We start from the raw sequence: 16,050 nt of genomic DNA on the forward strand, positions 1-16,050 counted from the left end.
ATTATTTGCGGGTCGCGTCACATTTAATCATAAATAATCTTGTTGTGATTACTTTTGAAAATTAGAGTGAGTGCACAACATTCCGGGTGTGTGGAATACCCGGTTACCTCTTCTTCAGGAGATCGTTATGGAGATCCTCTACAACATCTTTACCGTGTTTTTTAACCAGGTCATGACCAATGCCCCGTTGTTGCTGGGTATTGTGACCTGTCTGGGCTACATCCTACTGCGCAAAAGTGTCAGCGTTATTATTAAAGGCACGATTAAAACCATAATTGGTTTCATGTTGTTGCAGGCAGGGTCCGGCATCCTCACCAGCACCTTCAAACCGGTGGTGGCGAAAATGTCCGAAGTCTACGGCATTAACGGCGCAATTTCCGATACTTACGCGTCGATGATGGCAACCATCGACCGCATGGGCGATGCCTATAGCTGGGTAGGTTACGCGGTGTTGTTAGCGCTGGCGCTGAACATCTGTTACGTGCTGCTGCGTCGCATTACCGGTATTCGTACCATCATGCTGACTGGTCATATCATGTTCCAGCAGGCGGGGCTGATTGCCGTTACGTTGTTTATTTTCGGCTACTCCATGTGGACAACCATTATCTGCACGGCGATTCTGGTTTCGCTCTACTGGGGCATTACCTCCAACATGATGTACAAGCCGACTCAGGAAGTGACGGACGGCTGCGGTTTCTCCATCGGTCACCAGCAACAGTTTGCATCATGGATTGCCTATAAAGTTGCGCCGTTCCTCGGCAAAAAAGAGGAAAGCGTTGAAGACCTCAAACTGCCAGGCTGGCTGAATATTTTCCACGACAACATCGTCTCCACGGCGATTGTGATGACCATCTTCTTTGGTGCCATTCTGCTCTCCTTCGGTATCGACACCGTGCAGGCGATGGCAGGCAAAGTGAACTGGACGGTGTACATCCTGCAAACCGGTTTCTCCTTCGCGGTGGCGATCTTCATCATCACTCAGGGCGTGCGCATGTTTGTGGCGGAACTCTCTGAAGCATTTAACGGTATCTCCCAGCGCCTGATCCCTGGTGCGGTTCTGGCGATTGACTGTGCGGCTATCTATAGCTTCGCGCCGAACGCCGTGGTTTGGGGCTTTATGTGGGGCACCATCGGTCAGCTGATTGCGGTTGGCATCCTGGTCGCCTGCGGTTCCTCGATCCTGATTATTCCCGGCTTTATCCCGATGTTCTTCTCCAACGCCACCATCGGCGTGTTCGCTAACCACTTCGGCGGCTGGCGTGCGGCGCTGAAGATATGTCTGGTGATGGGGATGATTGAAATCTTTGGCTGCGTCTGGGCGGTGAAACTCACCGGTATGAGCGCCTGGATGGGCATGGCGGACTGGTCGATTCTGGCACCGCCGATGATGCAGGGCTTCTTCTCCATCGGTATCGCCTTTATGGCCGTCATCATTGTAATTGCACTGGCTTATATGTTCTTCGCTGGCCGCGCACTGCGCGCAGAAGAAGATGCAGAAAAACAACTGGCAGAACAGTCTGCTTAATAAGGAGTTTTGATTATGACCGTACGTATTCTGGCTGTGTGTGGCAACGGACAAGGCAGTTCCATGATCATGAAGATGAAAGTGGACCAGTTTTTAACCCAATCAAACATTGACCACACGGTAAACAGCTGCGCGGTTGGCGAATACAAAAGCGAGTTGAGCGGCGCGGATATCATCATCGCTTCTACGCACATTGCGGGCGAAATCACCGTGACCGGCAACAAATACGTGGTTGGTGTGCGCAACATGCTCTCTCCTGCCGACTTTGGCCCGAAACTGCTGGAAGTGATCAAAGAGCATTTCCCGCAGGACGTGAAGTAAGGACGCGCCATGAAATTACGTGATTCGCTGGCTGAAAATAAATCCATCCGCCTGCAGGCCGAAGCAAATACCTGGCAGGAAGCGGTGAAAATCGGCGTTGACCTGCTGGTAGCGGCAGATGTGGTAGAGCCGCGTTACTACCAGGCGATTCTGGATGGCGTTGAACAGTTTGGTCCTTATTTCGTTATCGCTCCGGGGCTGGCAATGCCGCACGGGCGTCCGGAAGAGGGCGTTAAGAAAACCGGTTTCTCTCTGGTAACGCTGAAAAAGCCGCTGGAATTTAACCACGAAGATAACGACCCGGTGGATATCCTCATCACCATGGCGGCGGTTGATGCCAACACTCACCAGGAAGTGGGCATCATGCAGATCGTCAACCTGTTTGAAGATGAAGAGAATTTCGACCGTTTACGCGCCTGCCGTACCGAGCAGGAAGTACTGGATCTCATTGACCGCACCAACGCGGCAGCTTAAGAAGGAATTGAACATGTCATTACCGATGTTGCAAGTCGCGCTGGACAACCAGACTATGGATAGCGCCTACGAAACCACTCGCCTGATTGCCGAAGAAGTCGACATTATCGAAGTGGGTACCATTCTGTGCGTGGGCGAAGGCGTGCGTGCGGTTCGCGATCTGAAAGCGCTCTACCCGCACAAAATCGTACTGGCTGACGCCAAAATTGCCGATGCAGGCAAAATCCTTTCGCGTATGTGCTTCGAAGCCAACGCTGACTGGGTGACCGTGATTTGTTGTGCGGATATCAACACCGCCAAAGGTGCGCTGGACGTGGCAAAAGAGTTTAACGGCGACGTGCAGATCGAACTGACCGGTTACTGGACCTGGGAACAGGCGCAACAGTGGCGCGATGCAGGTATTCAGCAGGTGGTTTATCACCGCAGCCGTGACGCGCAGGCCGCTGGCGTGGCATGGGGTGAAGCCGATATCACTGCGATCAAACGTCTTTCCGATATGGGCTTCAAAGTCACCGTCACCGGTGGCCTGGCGCTGGAAGATCTGCCGCTGTTCAAAGGCATTCCAATTCATGTGTTTATCGCCGGTCGCAGCATCCGTGATGCCGCTTCTCCGGTTGAAGCCGCGCGTCAGTTCAAACGTTCCATCGCCGAACTGTGGGGCTAAGGAGCGGATATGTTGTCCAAACAAATCCCGCTTGGCATCTATGAAAAAGCGCTCCCCGCCGGGGAGTGCTGGTTGGAACGCCTGCGACTGGCAAAAACGTTGGGCTTCGATTTTGTCGAGATGTCGGTGGATGAAACGGACGATCGCCTCTCGCGCCTCGACTGGAGCCGCGAGCAGCGTCTGGCGCTGGTGAATGCGATTGTTGAAACCGGCGTGCGTGTGCCGTCCATGTGCCTTTCTGCCCATCGTCGTTTCCCGTTGGGCAGCGAAGATGACGCGGTGCGGGCGCAGGGGCTGGAGATTATGCGTAAAGCCATCCAGTTCGCCCAGGACGTTGGCATTCGCGTGATCCAGCTGGCGGGCTATGACGTTTACTATCAGGAAGCCAATAACGAAACGCGTCGTCGTTTCCGTGACGGCCTGAAAGAGAGCGTTGAGATGGCGAGCCGCGCGCAGGTGACGCTGGCGATGGAGATCATGGATTATCCGTTGATGAACTCCATCAGCAAGGCGCTGGGTTACGCGCACTATCTCAACAACCCGTGGTTCCAGCTCTACCCGGATATCGGCAACCTGTCGGCGTGGGACAACGATGTGCAGATGGAGTTGCAGGCCGGAATCGGGCATATCGTCGCGGTACATGTGAAAGACACCAAACCTGGCGTCTTCAAAAACGTGCCGTTTGGCGAAGGTGTAGTGGATTTCGAACGTTGTTTCGAAACGCTCAAACAGAGTGGCTATTGCGGGCCGTACCTGATTGAGATGTGGAGCGAAACGGCGGAAGACCCGGCGGCAGAAGTGGCGAAAGCGCGTGATTGGGTGAAAGCGCGCATGGCGAAAGCGGGCATGGTGGAGGCGGCATAATGCAAAAGCTAAAACAGCAGGTATTTGAAGCCAACATGGATCTGCCGCGCTACGGGCTGGTGACCTTTACCTGGGGCAACGTCAGCGCTATCGACCGCGAACGCGGGCTGGTGGTGATCAAGCCCAGCGGCGTCGCCTACGAAACCATGAAAGCAGACGATATGGTGGTGGTCGATATGAGCGGTAAGGTGGTGGAAGGGGAATATCGTCCGTCTTCCGACACCGCGACGCATCTTGAACTCTACCGTCGTTATCCGTCGCTTGGCGGCATTGTCCATACCCACTCCACTCATGCTACCGCATGGGCGCAGGCGGGGCTGGCGATCCCGGCGTTAGGCACTACGCATGCCGACTACTTCTTTGGCGACATCCCGTGTACGCGTGGATTAAGCGAAGAAGAGGTGCAGGGTGAGTATGAACTGAACACTGGCAAAGTGATTATCGAAACGCTGGGCAACGCCGAGCCGCTGCATACGCCGGGAATTGTGGTGTATCAGCACGGACCGTTCGCCTGGGGGAAAGATGCCCACGACGCGGTGCATAACGCGGTAGTGATGGAAGAAGTGGCGAAAATGGCGTGGATTGCGCGCAGTATTAATCCACAACTCAATCACATCGACAGCTTCCTGATGAATAAACACTTCATGCGTAAGCATGGTCCTAACGCTTATTACGGGCAGAAGTAAAACACGCGCTGCGGAAATTTCCTTCTTCGGGAGATAACTGGTCTAATTCCGCAGCCGTTTTTCAAAAAAAGCCCCCTGCGAAGGGGGCAAAGCAAACTATGGCAATGTTTCGTTGGTTATACCTGGTGCTAGCGATAAATATCCGCGCTGGCGTGCATATTGCCGTTACTCCCCGGTTCCCGCATCAGAATTACGTGGTAGTACGTTGCGCCCTGCGCATCTGTTTCTTCATTTAATGCCTGACGTGCTTCACTTTCAGTGGCGAAATTATGATTGATATAAATCACGCCTAAGCTTTGCATATCGTCCATATTTCTGGCCTGGTGGTTATTGATTTCAATGGCTGCCCATGTATTTGCACTTAGCAAAAGCACAGCCAGAAGGGCTAAAACTCGACTGAACATAGATACCTCCTCGACGGCTGACTTTGTGTGCTCTCCTCTGTGATGATCTTCTGATTTAATTTTAATCAATGATAAAGAAGTTGATGGTGACCATTTCTGATGCAGTTGTTCAAAAAAACACCATGATGAAGTGTGATGAACTCCAAATCAGCGGTTTAGAGGTTAATTGCGAAAGGGGAGATTTATTTCGGCTCTGCCCTTGAGTTTAGCGGGGCATACAAGTACTATAACGCGTCATTTTTCAGCCGACCTTTAACACGTTCCTTGCCTCCCCGGGATTCGGCTGACCCAGACAGGAGGCTGAATAATCCGTAAGGAGCAATTCGATGCGTCATTACGAAATCGTTTTTATGGTCCATCCTGACCAGAGCGAACAGGTTCCGGGCATGATCGAGCGCTACACTGCTGCCATCACTGGTGCAGAAGGCAAGATCCACCGTCTGGAAGACTGGGGCCGCCGTCAGCTGGCTTACCCGATCAACAAACTGCACAAAGCACACTACGTTCTGATGAACGTTGAAGCTCCGCAGGAAGTGATCGATGAGCTGGAAACTACCTTCCGCTTCAACGATGCCGTTATCCGCAGCATGGTTATGCGTACCAAGCACGCTGTTACCGAAGCATCTCCGATGGTTAAAGCGAAAGACGAGCGCCGTGAGCGTCGCGATGATTTCGCAAACGAAACCGCTGATGATGCTGAAGCTGGGGATTCTGAAGAGTAATTTCTGATGACCAACCGTCTGGTGTTGTCCGGCACCGTGTGCAGGACTCCCCTTCGAAAGGTCAGTCCATCAGGAATTCCTCACTGCCAGTTCGTGCTTGAGCATCGTTCTGTGCAGGAGGAAGCCGGCTTTCACCGGCAGGCATGGTGTCAAATGCCCGTTATTGTTAGCGGACACGAAAACCAGGCCATTACTCACAGTATAACGGTCGGCAGTCGCATAACCGTTCAGGGGTTCATTTCATGCCACAAGGCAAAGAACGGACTGAGCAAAATGGTTTTGCATGCCGAGCAGATTGAATTGATAGATTCTGGAGACTAGCCATATGGCACGTTATTTCCGTCGTCGCAAGTTCTGCCGTTTCACCGCGGAAGGCGTTCAAGAGATCGACTATAAAGATATCGCTACGCTGAAAAACTACATCACCGAAAGCGGTAAGATTGTCCCAAGCCGTATCACCGGTACCCGTGCAAAATACCAGCGTCAGCTGGCTCGCGCTATCAAACGCGCTCGCTACCTGTCCCTGCTGCCGTACACTGATCGCCATCAGTAATCGGTCACGGTCCATTAATACGACTTTGAGAGGATAAGGTAATGCAAGTTATTCTGCTTGATAAAGTAGCAAACCTGGGTAGCCTGGGTGATCAGGTAAACGTTAAAGCGGGCTATGCTCGTAACTTCCTGGTACCGCAGGGTAAAGCTGTTCCAGCTACCAAGAAAAACATTGAATTCTTCGAAGCACGTCGCGCTGAACTGGAAGCTAAACTGGCTGAAGTTCTGGCAGCTGCTAATGCTCGCGCTGAGAAAATCAATGCACTGGAAACTGTTACCATCGCGTCTAAAGCTGGCGACGAAGGTAAACTGTTCGGTTCCATCGGTACTCGCGACATCGCTGACGCTGTAACTGCAGCTGGCGTTGAAGTGGCTAAGAGCGAAGTTCGTCTGCCGAACGGCGTTCTGCGTACCACTGGCGAACACGAAGTGAGCTTCCAGGTTCACAGCGAAGTATTCGCGAAAGTGATCGTAAACGTAGTAGCTGAATAATTCGTTATTCAACGAGACGTAAAAACGCCGACCATTGGTCGGCGTTTTGCTTTTGTAGCGAGCACTTGCAGATATCGATAAGGGCCACAATAAGCAGCCCTACGAAGATAATTACTTAGCTGCCTGAATATCAGCCAGCATTGGGGCAAGGGCTGGGTTGTCCTTAGCGAAGTTTGCGTACATTGGCTGTACTTTCTCGATAAACGGAGCTTTATCTACCTGGTAGACTTTCACGCCCATTTTATCCAGTTTCGCAAATTCTTGTTTCTCTTCCTCGCTCCACAAGTCTTTCATATAGCTCATTGATTCTTTAGCTGCTTTTAATATAACTGCCTGATTTTCCGGGCTAAGTTTATCAAACGCAGCATTGCTCATCAGAACCACATCGGGAACCATAGTGTGTTCGTCAAGGCTGAAGGATTTTGCCACTTCACCGTGACGCATGGTGGTCAGCGCCATCACGCTGTTTTCTGCCATATCGACCACACCCTGCTGTAAGGCTGTATACAACTCGCCGTAATCCAGTGGCGTCGGGTTACCGCCCATGACTTTGATCATTTCAACTGCGCCAGGGCTTGGCTGGACACGGACTTTCATGCCTTTCAGATCGTCTGGTTTCAGTACTGGTTTATTGCCATAGAAACTGCGGGCGCCTCCATCATAAAAAGTCAGCCCGAAATAACCTTTGCTTTTCGTTGAGTCGAGGATTTTTCTCCCGATATCGCCCTGCATGACCTGATAATAATGATCACGATCGCGGAACAAATAAGGCAGGCTAAATAATTTATAGGAATTTTCAAATGCTTCCATTTCTGCCGCATTGGTTTTTACCAGGGGAATAGCGCCAGAACGAATCAGCTCCATTGTTTCTCGTTGAGTACCCAATGTTCCATTTGGATAAATACGAATAGTAATATCACCGTTAGAGTACTCTTTGCTCTTTTTCGCAAAGAACTCCATCGCTTTATGAACAGGATGAGACTTATCCTGATTATGACTCAGTTTTAATGTCACTGCCCAGGACTGGCTTGCGGATAACATAAGAACAGCACCGATAATGCCAGCGGATACTTTTATTTTCATAGATGTTCCTTTTCTAATAAATATGGCGGCAGGTGCCGCCAGTGAATGCGCATCAGTAGCCCAGTGCTCTTGGCAATGCCATACTGATTTGCGGAATATAGGTCACCATTGCCAGCACCAATACCATCACGGCATAGAATGGCAGCATAGGTTTGATAATTTTATTAATCGGTAATTTAGATACACTACAACCGACAAATAACACACTGCCTACAGGCGGAGTACAAATACCGATACACATGTTCAGTACCATGACAATACCAAAGTGAATCGGGTCCATGCCCAGTTCGGTGACAACCGGTAAAAATATCGGCGTAAAAATCAGTACCGCCGGTGTCATATCCATAAAAGTGCCGATAATCAACAGGATAATATTGATAATAAGCAGGATTATTATTGGGTTGTCAGAAATAGTGTTAAGCAAATCGAGAATCAGGAAGGGAACGTCAGCGTTTGACATTGCCCATGACATACCCATCGAAGAACCAATTAATAACAAGACAATTGCAGTGGTAATAACGGATTCCAGAAATATTTTAGGTAAATCTTTAACTGAGATTTCACGATAAAGAACCAGTGCAAGGAAAAGGGTATAAATTACTGCAATTGCGGAGGCCTCTGTCGGGGTAAAAATACCGCTTAGTACGCCACCCATAATTAACACAATCAGGAAAATACTGGGGATAGCCATCCATATCGCAACGCCAGCCTGGCGCAAAGTCGGACGTTCTGGTTTTGGATAACCGCGACGTACAGCGATAATACCGGCTATTACCATCAGTGCCAGACCCAGCAAAATCCCCGGAACATAACCCGCCAGGAACAGTGCGGCAATAGAAGTACCACCACTGACCAGTGAATAGACGATTAACGTATTACTTGGTGGAATAAGCAAACCCGTCGGGGCAGAGGCAACGTTAACCGCAGTACTGAATGCCGGGTCGTAGCCCTCTTTAACCTGTTGCGGATGCATGACGCCGCCCATCGCAGCCGCCGAAGCCACGGCTGAACCAGAAATTGCCCCGAACAGCATATTGGCGAGAATATTACAGTGGGCAAGTGAGCCTGGCAGACGACCGCCGAGAATACGGGCAAAGTTGATTAATCGTCGCGCTATTCCTCCATGATTCATAATGTTGCCAGACAAGATAAAAAATGGGATTGCCAACAACGTAAAACTATCTAACCCGGAGGCTAACTTTTGGGAAACCACACTCAATGCTGAGTTGAAATCGAGTTGTGTGGAAATTGATGCCAGTGTCGATAAACCAATGGCATAAACAATAGGTACACCTAATGCCAACATAAAAAAGAAGGCACCAAATAACACAATAATCGGTAACCAGTAATCCATAATTTCTCCATTCCTACTATGGTTGGTTGTTGTTTGTTATCTTTAGAGTGGTTGTTTAAGTTCGGTTAAAACCATATCTATGGTGTATATAATAATAAGTACACCACTAATCGGGATACTCATATATATATACCCATCTGCCAGCCTAAAGCGGGCGAGGTTTGACCTGAATCGAATGTATCCATCGTTAATAGCCCACCACCATATACCATAATGATGGTAGCGAAGATAATTACGATAATCTGAATACACAAAAATAAATGACGTCGGGCTTTTCCTTTCAGCATCATAGGTAGCAGGTCAATCGCCAGATGCCGGTTTTGCCCTGCGGTGTATGCCCCACCAAAAAGTCCAAGACAAATAAAGAGCAAACGGCTGAGTTCATCTGTAAAAATACTGGGACTAGTAAATATAAATCGTGCAGCCACCTGCCACGTCACACATGCCACGATGATCGCCAAAATGGTAATGTTCAATGCTGCAAGCAGAGCATTAATAGATCTAATTATATTTCGCATAGTGATTAACCTTTGCAATATCATTCATCCTGTGGCTGGTAAATTGTCCCATTAAGAAAACCAGGCCAGTTTTTTTCAAACCAAATACCTCGGATAATAGGAAACTCACGAACAGGTGTTTCTCTGACGTGAAAGATACCGTTGCAATAATGAATAAGTAGTTTATCTTTTTTATCCTCAGTACGCTCTGAACGAAAGCGCCAGGCATCACAAAAACCATTTCGTGTTAGCGGAATAGAATTTCCATCCCTGTCGAGAATAATACGTGCTCCCCGGCTACCACCACCTGCGTCAATATAATGCGTTAATTGCGTTAATACGGCGGCAGAAGTCAGTGCCATATGCCGCCACATAAACAGCTCGGCAACTTCACCCACATGTTTGATAGCCAATCCATGCCGTTGGACAAATTCGTTCAATAACAGGGCATCACGAGTGGCACGTCGGACTTTATCGGCATGGCAAATAAATCCCGCATGGTCAGACATTCGTGCCTGAATTTTTTCTCTCACAACCGACAACGGCATCCCGGTCCCGTTATCGTGCGCCTGAGTAATGATCTCTCTTATAGAAGCCAGTGCCGGAGCTACGAGCTGTGCTATATCTCCATCAATATTCCGCTTTTGCGTGCAACCAATAAAACGTGCCAGACGAACAGCAAAAACCTGCCCGGCATTCAGCGCCGCACCGCCTGGTCGGGTAACGCCGTGAGTTCCGGCTACTTCTCCCACCGCAAAACAACCGGGCAGGGATGTTTGTCCCCAGATATCCACTTCAATGCCGCCATTCATATGCTGATTATTCATGGCAAACTGCAAAGGCTGTGTGGTGAGATCGTAACCGTGCATCTTATACAGCGAGATAGACAGCGGATTCATTCGTTGCAGCCGTTCGATGGGCGATGGTGCCAGAGCGTCGTTATTTTCCAGATACGCGCGAACGTCGTCGTCCAGTCGATCTAATGAGAAGGGCAAATCACCAGGCACCGCTTCAGGATTGCGATTGAAATCCATAAACACCCGACGACCATGTTGCTGCTCTTGCGCTACTGCCATATCTAACAAGCTGGAGCCAAAATCCATCACCCGAGTGGCGTGGAACGGCCACTGATAGCCTTTACGGAAAATGTTTGAAGCCAGCTCCTGGGTGGTGCGATAGTAATCCGCGAGGAAGTTATACTCGTTACCCTCAGCATCCACGGAATAGATATACGGGATCACCTGTACATAGGTGCCGGATAAATTCCACGGAAACGTGCTACGCGGCGTGCCTATACCAAACTGGCTTTCGGTCAGATTGGTTAGCGTCAAACCTTCCTCCAGCGCCAGCCCCAGCGAGCCAAAACATTTGTGTGGGTACACACTGTCGCGATAAAGCTCGCCAGGCCCTCCTGTTGCCAGTACCACATTGGGCGCAGTCACAATTGCCAGCCCCCATGGGTTATGGGCGCGATGACCGGTCGCGAGGATTGCCCCCGCCACACGGTCTTCGCCATTTTCGTCACGCTGATGCAGCAGTTTAATCACTGTTGCACTGGTCAACACTGGAATGGCGAGGCGCTGTACTTCTTCCAACAGCACTTTCACCATTAACCTTGAGGTACGCGGCCCACACGAGGTTGCACGCCCGGCTTCGTCATGGTCGGTTTGATAACGAAGAATCGCGCCATAGCGATCTTCCGGTAATTCCAGACCAAGATATTGCAACCCGCCAAGAGTGTGCAGAGAACCTACCGCTTCGACATAAGCGGTGTCGTGATCCATCGCCCCACCGCTCGCCAGTGCCTCTGCCAGTTTGGTGAAGTTGTCGCCATTGCCTGCGGTAGCGGCGGTAAACAGCGTCTGTTTATCGGAACCAGAACATGCCGACGTCCCCATATATAACCCGGCGGTGGCGATCAGCACATTTTGCTGGCGGCGTTTAAGTTCCACAGCTGCACGCAGCCCGGCTGCACCACTGCCGACTACCAGGGCATCTGTTTGCCAGAGTGGGTAATCAACACCGTCTACCGTGACAACCCATGCGGGCTCTGCCTGTGCAAAACCCTTTGGGAAAGTAACGTGCGTCAGCGCATCAAGGATGGTGTCATCAAGCTGACTCATGCATCCTCCATCGGCGTAAACAGGCTACTTTCCATCAGGCGTGGGTGCTTGATAATTGGACGGAAAGCCATATACGGCAGAATGTCGCGCTCAATCTCCACACCCGGCGCGATTTCAATTAATTCAACGCCTTCTGCCGTTAACTGGAATACTGCGCGTTCAGTGATATACAACACTTCCTGACCACTTTGCTGTGCGTAGGCGGCGCTAAAAGTGATTTTTTCCACCTGGGTAACCAGTTTAGGGATTTGACCTGACTGGGTGATATGCAAGCCATCTGGCGTTACATCAATCTTGCTACCTTTGGCGTCGAACGTGCCGCAGAACACCACTTTACGGGCGTTTTGCGCAATTTCGAGAAATCCGCCGGGGCCAATCAGATTGCCATTGAGATGGGAGACGTTGACGTTACCGTACTGATCCATCTCTCCCATGCCGAGGAAGGTGATATCGATCCCTCCGCCACTGTAGAACTCAAATTGATCGAGTGATGGAATAATGGCATCGGCGTTGCGGGCACAACCAAACAGAGCATCATCAAGCATCATGCCGTTATGTACGCCTTGCTCGACGCTCAGCCATAAACTTTGGTAAGGAACGCCTTCGCGCAGCGCTACGCCTGGAATACCGCCAGGAATACCAAAGCCAAAGTTGGTTGAAGCGCCAGCCACCAGTTCGCGTGCTGCCCGACGGGCAATCAGGCGGCGCACCGGATGACTAACCAGTTCAATAGCGTCGTTAGAACTCAGACGGCGATGTTGACCGCTAATGGTCAGGTCGTAACCGCCAAGATAGGTTTGCGGTTGTTCGCGGTGTTCAACGATGCCATCAACCAGAATGCCCGGTAATTTGACCCGGCGTGGTTCAATCGCGCCAGCTTCCAGCACATCGCGTACCTGTACGAACACTTTGCCGCCGCTGTTGTGTGCTGCCAGCGCCATGGAATAGCTATCCATATCAATCGCTTCTTCTTCAAGGCTGACGTTGCCTCGAGGATCGGCATAAGTGCCACGCAAAATCGCGTAATCCACTTTGAAAGGGCGATAACGAAGTTTGGTTTCACCATCGATTTCAATCAGTTCTACCAGGTCGTCGGTAGTGCATTCATTCGACTTACCGCCGCCATTGCGTGGATCAACAAACGATCCCAGCCCAACGTGGGTAAAAAGCCCCGGACGTCCGGCGCCGATCTCCCGTAGCAGTGCCTGAATCACGCCACCAGGAAAGCAGTAGGCTTCAATCGTGTTATTTTTTACCAGCGCCTGCATTTTGGGCGACCAGGTAAAGTGCCCGGCAATAATGCGTTTGAGCATCTCTGCGTGCGCAAAACGATTAGTGCCTTTGCAGTCGCGATCGCCAATACCCAGCGAGTGGATTAGCGTCAGGTCGCGAGGGTGTCCGGTTTACAGGAAACGCGCTTCAATAGCAGCCAGAATATGGTCCGCTTCCACCATACCGCCGCCGTTACCGCTAATAGCAATAGTCGCACCGTCCTGAATTTGCGCCGCCAGTGCCTCGGCGGTTGTTATCTTACGCATACAATTTCCTTATTGATTATGGAAGCTTACGCTACTTTTTTCGGCAAAGGCGCGCGTCGCCTGCTGGCAATCCTGAGTGGCGGACATTAATCCGGCCAGTAGCTGGTGCGGGTAATCGGCATGTTTATTTTCCAGTGCCAGAATCAGTTGCTTAATATGTGCAAGCGCCACCGGACCGCATTTTTCCAGCTGCGCTAACTGGTTCGCCATCCAGCTTTCCACCTGTTCTTTTTCTACCACTTCATCAATTAAATTCGCCGCCTGGGCTTCCTGCGCCGTCAGGCGTTTACCCAGCATCAGCATCTGGCGACCGACCACCGGACCAACCTGATTAAGCACACGTTCAATGCCCATCCAGCCAGGCACCATGCCGAGCATCACTTCCGGGTTAGAGAATTTCGCGCCGGGGCGGGCAATACGAATATCGCAGCACAAGGCAAGTTCAATACCACCGCCGATGGTATGACCGTTGAGATTCGCAACGGTTAATTGGGGTAAGTTGCGCAGGCGATTAAAAACGTCATTACCGCGTTTAATCCATTTTCTGCCCATATCTAATGGCGAATAGGCTGACCACGATTTAATATCGCCACCCGCACAAAAGAATTTATCGCCGGTTGCCGTTAATTCGACTAATCGTAATGTGGTGTCGTTTTCAATTTCATTTAAATAATGGTCGAGAGATTCGATCATCTCTTCGTTAATAGCATGACATTTATCTTCACGGTTCAATGTCAGGCGGCAGGAAGCTGCCGCTCTGCTGAACAGAACGGGTTGGTCACTCATGATCATTCCTTTACAATAATGCGCGATGCGATCGACGCTAATATCCAGCGTGCTGTTAATATCTTTCTGCCACCAGTAAGGCGAGAATATTTCCAGTTCAATAGCACCATTAAATCCGGCGTTTTCAACCAGCCGACGAATTGACGGAATATTGATGACGCCATCTCCCGGCATACCACGGTCATTGACCAGATCAGTGGTCGGCACTAACCAGTCGGAAACATGAAACGCGAGGATGCGTTTTCCGGCACGCAGGATCTGACTGGCGAGATCCGGGTCCCACCAAACATGGTAGACATCTACCGCCACGCCGAGGCCAAATTCGCCATCGGGATCGAGTTCATCACACCAGTCCAGCGCCTGACGTAACGTGCACAGACAGGAACGATCGGCTGCGGTCATCGGGTGCAGCGGCTCCAGTGCAATTGGCACGCCGACATCTTTCGAATGTGGCAGCAACTGGCGAATCCCTTGTTTCACTTGTTCCCGCGCTTCATATAGATCTTTAGTGCCCGTTGGCAGACCGCCAACCACCTGCATATAACAGGCGGCATTCAGTACAGCGGCGTCGTCCAGCGCCCGGCGGTTATCGTCAATCGCCAGTTTGCGCTCCGCCAGCGTCGGTGCGGTGTAGTAGGTGCTACGGCACAAACCGGAAACGTTCATCTTACTGGCGGCAAGCTGACGGGCGATCTGCTGGAGATCTTCGCCCTGCAACTCCCTGCGCCAGGGGGCAATTGCGCCAATACCGCGTGCAGCGCAGGCATCAATAATGGCGGGTAGCGGCGTTTTATAGCCCAGTGTTGCGGTATTGATACTGAATAAATCCGGGCGTTGTAACAGATCTCTCATGATTCAGCCTCAGAAGCGCGGCATACTTAAGCCGCCGTCGATGGCGACCGCCTGACCACAGGTGTAAATCAGTTTACCTTCCGCCATCGCGCGGACGGTGGAAGCAATATCAGCCGGATAACCCCAACGTCCCCACGGCACCAGACCTTTGGCAATCAGTTCGTCGTAATAAGCCGTTGCCGGAATAGTCATATCAGTTTTGATGAGACCTGGGCGCACTTCATAAACGCCAATTTGTTCATTACAAAGGCGAGCAGCAAATAGACGAGCAGCGGCAGAAACGGCGGTTTTGGCAATGGTGTATTCGCCGCGATTCATCGCCAGCATGATGGCGTTGATGGAACTGACGAAAATAATCGAGCGGTGCGGCAGTTCCGCTTCCGGTTTCGGCTGTGCCAGTAAGCGCTTACTGAATGCCTGAGCAAGGAAGAACGGCGCGCGGGTGTTAATGGCAATGTTTTGATCGAAGCTGTCTGGTTCGAGGTCGAGGAGGTCACCGCGTTTTTTCACTGAAATCCCGGCGTTATTGAGCAGGCAGTCCAGACGCCCCCACTGGTTTTGCGCCGCGTCGAGCATCTCTTCATGCAAGGAGAGATCGCCGACATCGGCAGGGAAGCAAATGACTTCCACGCCTTCTGCCAAACATTCTTGTTGTGTGATATGCAGTTTTTCTACGCTGTCGGCATCGGGACGATCGTTAATCAGCAGGTTAAACCCGCCACGAGCAAGCTCCAGCGCACAGCCCTTTCCAATACCACGAGCGGCTCCGGTAATCACGGCAACTGGACGAGTGGATTTCATACAATAACCCTCTTTTGAATATTGTTTTCTTTAGTGATGATTAGCTTGCGACTGGCAGGTAAAAAGATCAACCATCTAGTTGGTTGATCTGCGAGAGTGATCACAGGTAATTTGATAACTCAATGAAATTACGACTTTTATCCTTTTTGCTGTCGCTGAGATCAAATCCGGTTATGATAGCCATCACGAAGAGGAAGTGGGGAAGTGGAATGTATCTTGATACCAGTCACGCACAAAACCTGAAGGAAAAATTGCTGCTATGTGCGGTTAATGAATTTGCCGAATATGGTTATGAAGGGGCCAGAGTAGATA

16 protein-coding genes and 4 pseudogenes are annotated in these 16,050 nt (G+C 50.7%); 11 read left to right on the plus strand and 9 right to left on the minus strand.

The annotated features are described in order from the left end of the window. Nucleotides 1–127: 127 nt before the first annotated feature. From ulaA to ulaF, 6 genes are read left to right on the plus strand one after another with little or no spacing between them, the layout of a single operon-like run. A complete protein-coding gene (gene ulaA / locus E0D98_RS14125) occupies nt 128–1,525 on the plus strand; it encodes a PTS ascorbate transporter subunit IIC (protein ID WP_001300695.1) in 1,398 nt (465 codons plus the stop codon). Nucleotides 1,526–1,540: 15 nt separating this feature from the next. Then, nucleotides 1,541–1,846 (plus strand): PTS ascorbate transporter subunit IIB, encoded by a 306-nt coding sequence (ulaB, locus tag E0D98_RS14130; RefSeq protein WP_000218362.1) that lies wholly within the window; start codon nt 1,541–1,543, stop codon nt 1,844–1,846. Nucleotides 1,847–1,855: 9 nt separating this feature from the next. Further along, nucleotides 1,856–2,320, plus strand: a complete 465-nt coding sequence (gene ulaC / locus E0D98_RS14135) for a PTS ascorbate transporter subunit IIA (RefSeq protein WP_000776521.1) — start codon at nt 1,856–1,858, stop codon at nt 2,318–2,320. A gap of 13 nt (nt 2,321–2,333) precedes the next feature. Beyond that, nucleotides 2,334–2,984 (plus strand): 3-keto-L-gulonate-6-phosphate decarboxylase UlaD, encoded by a 651-nt coding sequence (gene ulaD / locus E0D98_RS14140; protein WP_000056760.1) that lies wholly within the window; start codon nt 2,334–2,336, stop codon nt 2,982–2,984. A gap of 9 nt (nt 2,985–2,993) precedes the next feature. Further along, nucleotides 2,994–3,848 carry an L-ribulose-5-phosphate 3-epimerase UlaE gene (gene ulaE / locus E0D98_RS14145; RefSeq protein ID WP_000949535.1) on the plus strand — a complete coding sequence of 285 codons (855 nt, stop codon included), beginning with the start codon at nt 2,994–2,996 and terminating at the stop codon, nt 3,846–3,848. Then, entirely contained in the window at nt 3,848–4,534 is a 687-nt protein-coding gene (gene ulaF, locus E0D98_RS14150; protein ID WP_001170812.1) for an L-ribulose-5-phosphate 4-epimerase UlaF, read from the plus strand. Before ulaE ends, ulaF begins: the two co-directional genes overlap by 1 nt. A gap of 128 nt (nt 4,535–4,662) precedes the next feature. Here the strand turns inward: ulaF and yjfY are convergent, their stop codons facing one another. Next, nucleotides 4,663–4,938, minus strand: coding sequence for a DUF1471 family protein YjfY (gene yjfY / locus E0D98_RS14155; RefSeq protein ID WP_000492911.1), 276 nt, complete (start codon nt 4,936–4,938; stop codon nt 4,663–4,665). A gap of 326 nt (nt 4,939–5,264) precedes the next feature. On the opposite strand from yjfY, the gene rpsF reads away from it, so the two are divergent. From rpsF to rplI, 4 genes are read left to right on the plus strand one after another with little or no spacing between them, the layout of a single operon-like run. Next, complete coding sequence (gene rpsF / locus E0D98_RS14160; RefSeq protein WP_001216676.1) at nt 5,265–5,660, plus strand: 30S ribosomal protein S6; 396 nt, start codon at nt 5,265–5,267, stop codon at nt 5,658–5,660. Between the two features lie 6 nt (nt 5,661–5,666). Next, nucleotides 5,667–5,981 (plus strand): primosomal replication protein N, encoded by a 315-nt coding sequence (gene priB / locus E0D98_RS14165; protein WP_001296681.1) that lies wholly within the window; start codon nt 5,667–5,669, stop codon nt 5,979–5,981. Nucleotides 5,982–5,985: 4 nt separating this feature from the next. Beyond that, a complete protein-coding gene (gene rpsR / locus E0D98_RS14170; RefSeq protein ID WP_000135199.1) occupies nt 5,986–6,213 on the plus strand; it encodes a 30S ribosomal protein S18 in 228 nt (75 codons plus the stop codon). A gap of 41 nt (nt 6,214–6,254) precedes the next feature. Further along, nucleotides 6,255–6,704, plus strand: coding sequence for a 50S ribosomal protein L9 (rplI, locus tag E0D98_RS14175; RefSeq protein ID WP_001196062.1), 450 nt, complete (start codon nt 6,255–6,257; stop codon nt 6,702–6,704). Between the two features lie 111 nt (nt 6,705–6,815). Here rplI and E0D98_RS14180 read toward each other — a convergent pair whose 3' ends face one another. The 8 genes and pseudogenes from E0D98_RS14180 to E0D98_RS14215 form a co-directional block, all read right to left on the minus strand. Continuing rightward, nucleotides 6,816–7,787 (minus strand): TRAP transporter substrate-binding protein, encoded by a 972-nt coding sequence (locus E0D98_RS14180; protein ID WP_000695886.1) that lies wholly within the window; start codon nt 7,785–7,787, stop codon nt 6,816–6,818. A gap of 52 nt (nt 7,788–7,839) precedes the next feature. Beyond that, the gene (locus E0D98_RS14185; protein ID WP_000386849.1) at nt 7,840–9,141 is read right to left on the minus strand and encodes a TRAP transporter large permease; all 1,302 of its coding nucleotides are present in this window, start codon (nt 9,139–9,141) and stop codon (nt 7,840–7,842) included. A 42-nt stretch (nt 9,142–9,183) separates the two neighbouring features. After that, nucleotides 9,184–9,659, minus strand: a pseudogene (locus tag E0D98_RS14190) (TRAP transporter small permease). Nucleotides 9,660–9,679: 20 nt separating this feature from the next. Continuing rightward, nucleotides 9,680–11,761 carry an FAD-binding protein gene (locus E0D98_RS14195; RefSeq protein ID WP_000080332.1) on the minus strand — a complete coding sequence of 694 codons (2,082 nt, stop codon included), beginning with the start codon at nt 11,759–11,761 and terminating at the stop codon, nt 9,680–9,682. Continuing rightward, nucleotides 11,758–13,299 (minus strand): annotated as a pseudogene (locus tag E0D98_RS14200) (CoA-transferase). The gene E0D98_RS14195 and the pseudogene E0D98_RS14200 overlap by 4 nt, the downstream one beginning before the upstream one ends. Before the next feature lie 9 nt (nt 13,300–13,308). After that, a complete protein-coding gene (locus tag E0D98_RS14205) occupies nt 13,309–14,085 on the minus strand; it encodes an enoyl-CoA hydratase/isomerase family protein (protein WP_001283546.1) in 777 nt (258 codons plus the stop codon). 12 nt (nt 14,086–14,097) lie between these two features. Further along, nucleotides 14,098–14,937: pseudogene (locus E0D98_RS14210) on the minus strand (sugar phosphate isomerase/epimerase family protein); the annotation flags it as partial. 9 nt (nt 14,938–14,946) lie between these two features. Further along, complete coding sequence (locus E0D98_RS14215; protein ID WP_000843401.1) at nt 14,947–15,738, minus strand: 3-ketoacyl-ACP reductase; 792 nt, start codon at nt 15,736–15,738, stop codon at nt 14,947–14,949. Nucleotides 15,739–15,947: 209 nt separating this feature from the next. Between E0D98_RS14215 and E0D98_RS14220 the strand changes: the two are divergent. Continuing rightward, nucleotides 15,948–16,050 (plus strand): annotated as a pseudogene (locus E0D98_RS14220) (TetR/AcrR family transcriptional regulator); the annotation flags it as partial.

Source organism: Escherichia sp. KCJ4928, from assembly GCF_004352695.1.
Lineage (GTDB): Bacteria > Pseudomonadota > Gammaproteobacteria > Enterobacterales > Enterobacteriaceae > ECMA0423.

What these genes read in the sequence shown, in the direction of transcription:
- ulaF (WP_001170812.1), top strand. Translation starts at nt 3,848, where the DNA reads ATGCAAAAGCTAAAACAGCAGGTATTTGAAGCCAACATGGATCTGCCG.
- rpsR (WP_000135199.1), top strand. Translation starts at nt 5,986, where the DNA reads ATGGCACGTTATTTCCGTCGTCGCAAGTTCTGCCGTTTCACCGCGGAA.
- ulaD (WP_000056760.1), top strand. Translation starts at nt 2,334, where the DNA reads ATGTCATTACCGATGTTGCAAGTCGCGCTGGACAACCAGACTATGGAT.
- ulaA (WP_001300695.1), top strand. Translation starts at nt 128, where the DNA reads ATGGAGATCCTCTACAACATCTTTACCGTGTTTTTTAACCAGGTCATG.
- rplI (WP_001196062.1), top strand. Translation starts at nt 6,255, where the DNA reads ATGCAAGTTATTCTGCTTGATAAAGTAGCAAACCTGGGTAGCCTGGGT.
- E0D98_RS14215 (WP_000843401.1), bottom strand. Translation starts at nt 15,738, where the DNA reads ATGAAATCCACTCGTCCAGTTGCCGTGATTACCGGAGCCGCTCGTGGT.
- ulaB (WP_000218362.1), top strand. Translation starts at nt 1,541, where the DNA reads ATGACCGTACGTATTCTGGCTGTGTGTGGCAACGGACAAGGCAGTTCC.
- E0D98_RS14205 (WP_001283546.1), bottom strand. Translation starts at nt 14,085, where the DNA reads ATGAGTGACCAACCCGTTCTGTTCAGCAGAGCGGCAGCTTCCTGCCGC.
- E0D98_RS14195 (WP_000080332.1), bottom strand. Translation starts at nt 11,761, where the DNA reads ATGAGTCAGCTTGATGACACCATCCTTGATGCGCTGACGCACGTTACT.
- priB (WP_001296681.1), top strand. Translation starts at nt 5,667, where the DNA reads ATGACCAACCGTCTGGTGTTGTCCGGCACCGTGTGCAGGACTCCCCTT.
- E0D98_RS14185 (WP_000386849.1), bottom strand. Translation starts at nt 9,141, where the DNA reads ATGGATTACTGGTTACCGATTATTGTGTTATTTGGTGCCTTCTTTTTT.
- ulaC (WP_000776521.1), top strand. Translation starts at nt 1,856, where the DNA reads ATGAAATTACGTGATTCGCTGGCTGAAAATAAATCCATCCGCCTGCAG.
- rpsF (WP_001216676.1), top strand. Translation starts at nt 5,265, where the DNA reads ATGCGTCATTACGAAATCGTTTTTATGGTCCATCCTGACCAGAGCGAA.
- yjfY (WP_000492911.1), bottom strand. Translation starts at nt 4,938, where the DNA reads ATGTTCAGTCGAGTTTTAGCCCTTCTGGCTGTGCTTTTGCTAAGTGCA.
- ulaE (WP_000949535.1), top strand. Translation starts at nt 2,994, where the DNA reads ATGTTGTCCAAACAAATCCCGCTTGGCATCTATGAAAAAGCGCTCCCC.
- E0D98_RS14180 (WP_000695886.1), bottom strand. Translation starts at nt 7,787, where the DNA reads ATGAAAATAAAAGTATCCGCTGGCATTATCGGTGCTGTTCTTATGTTA.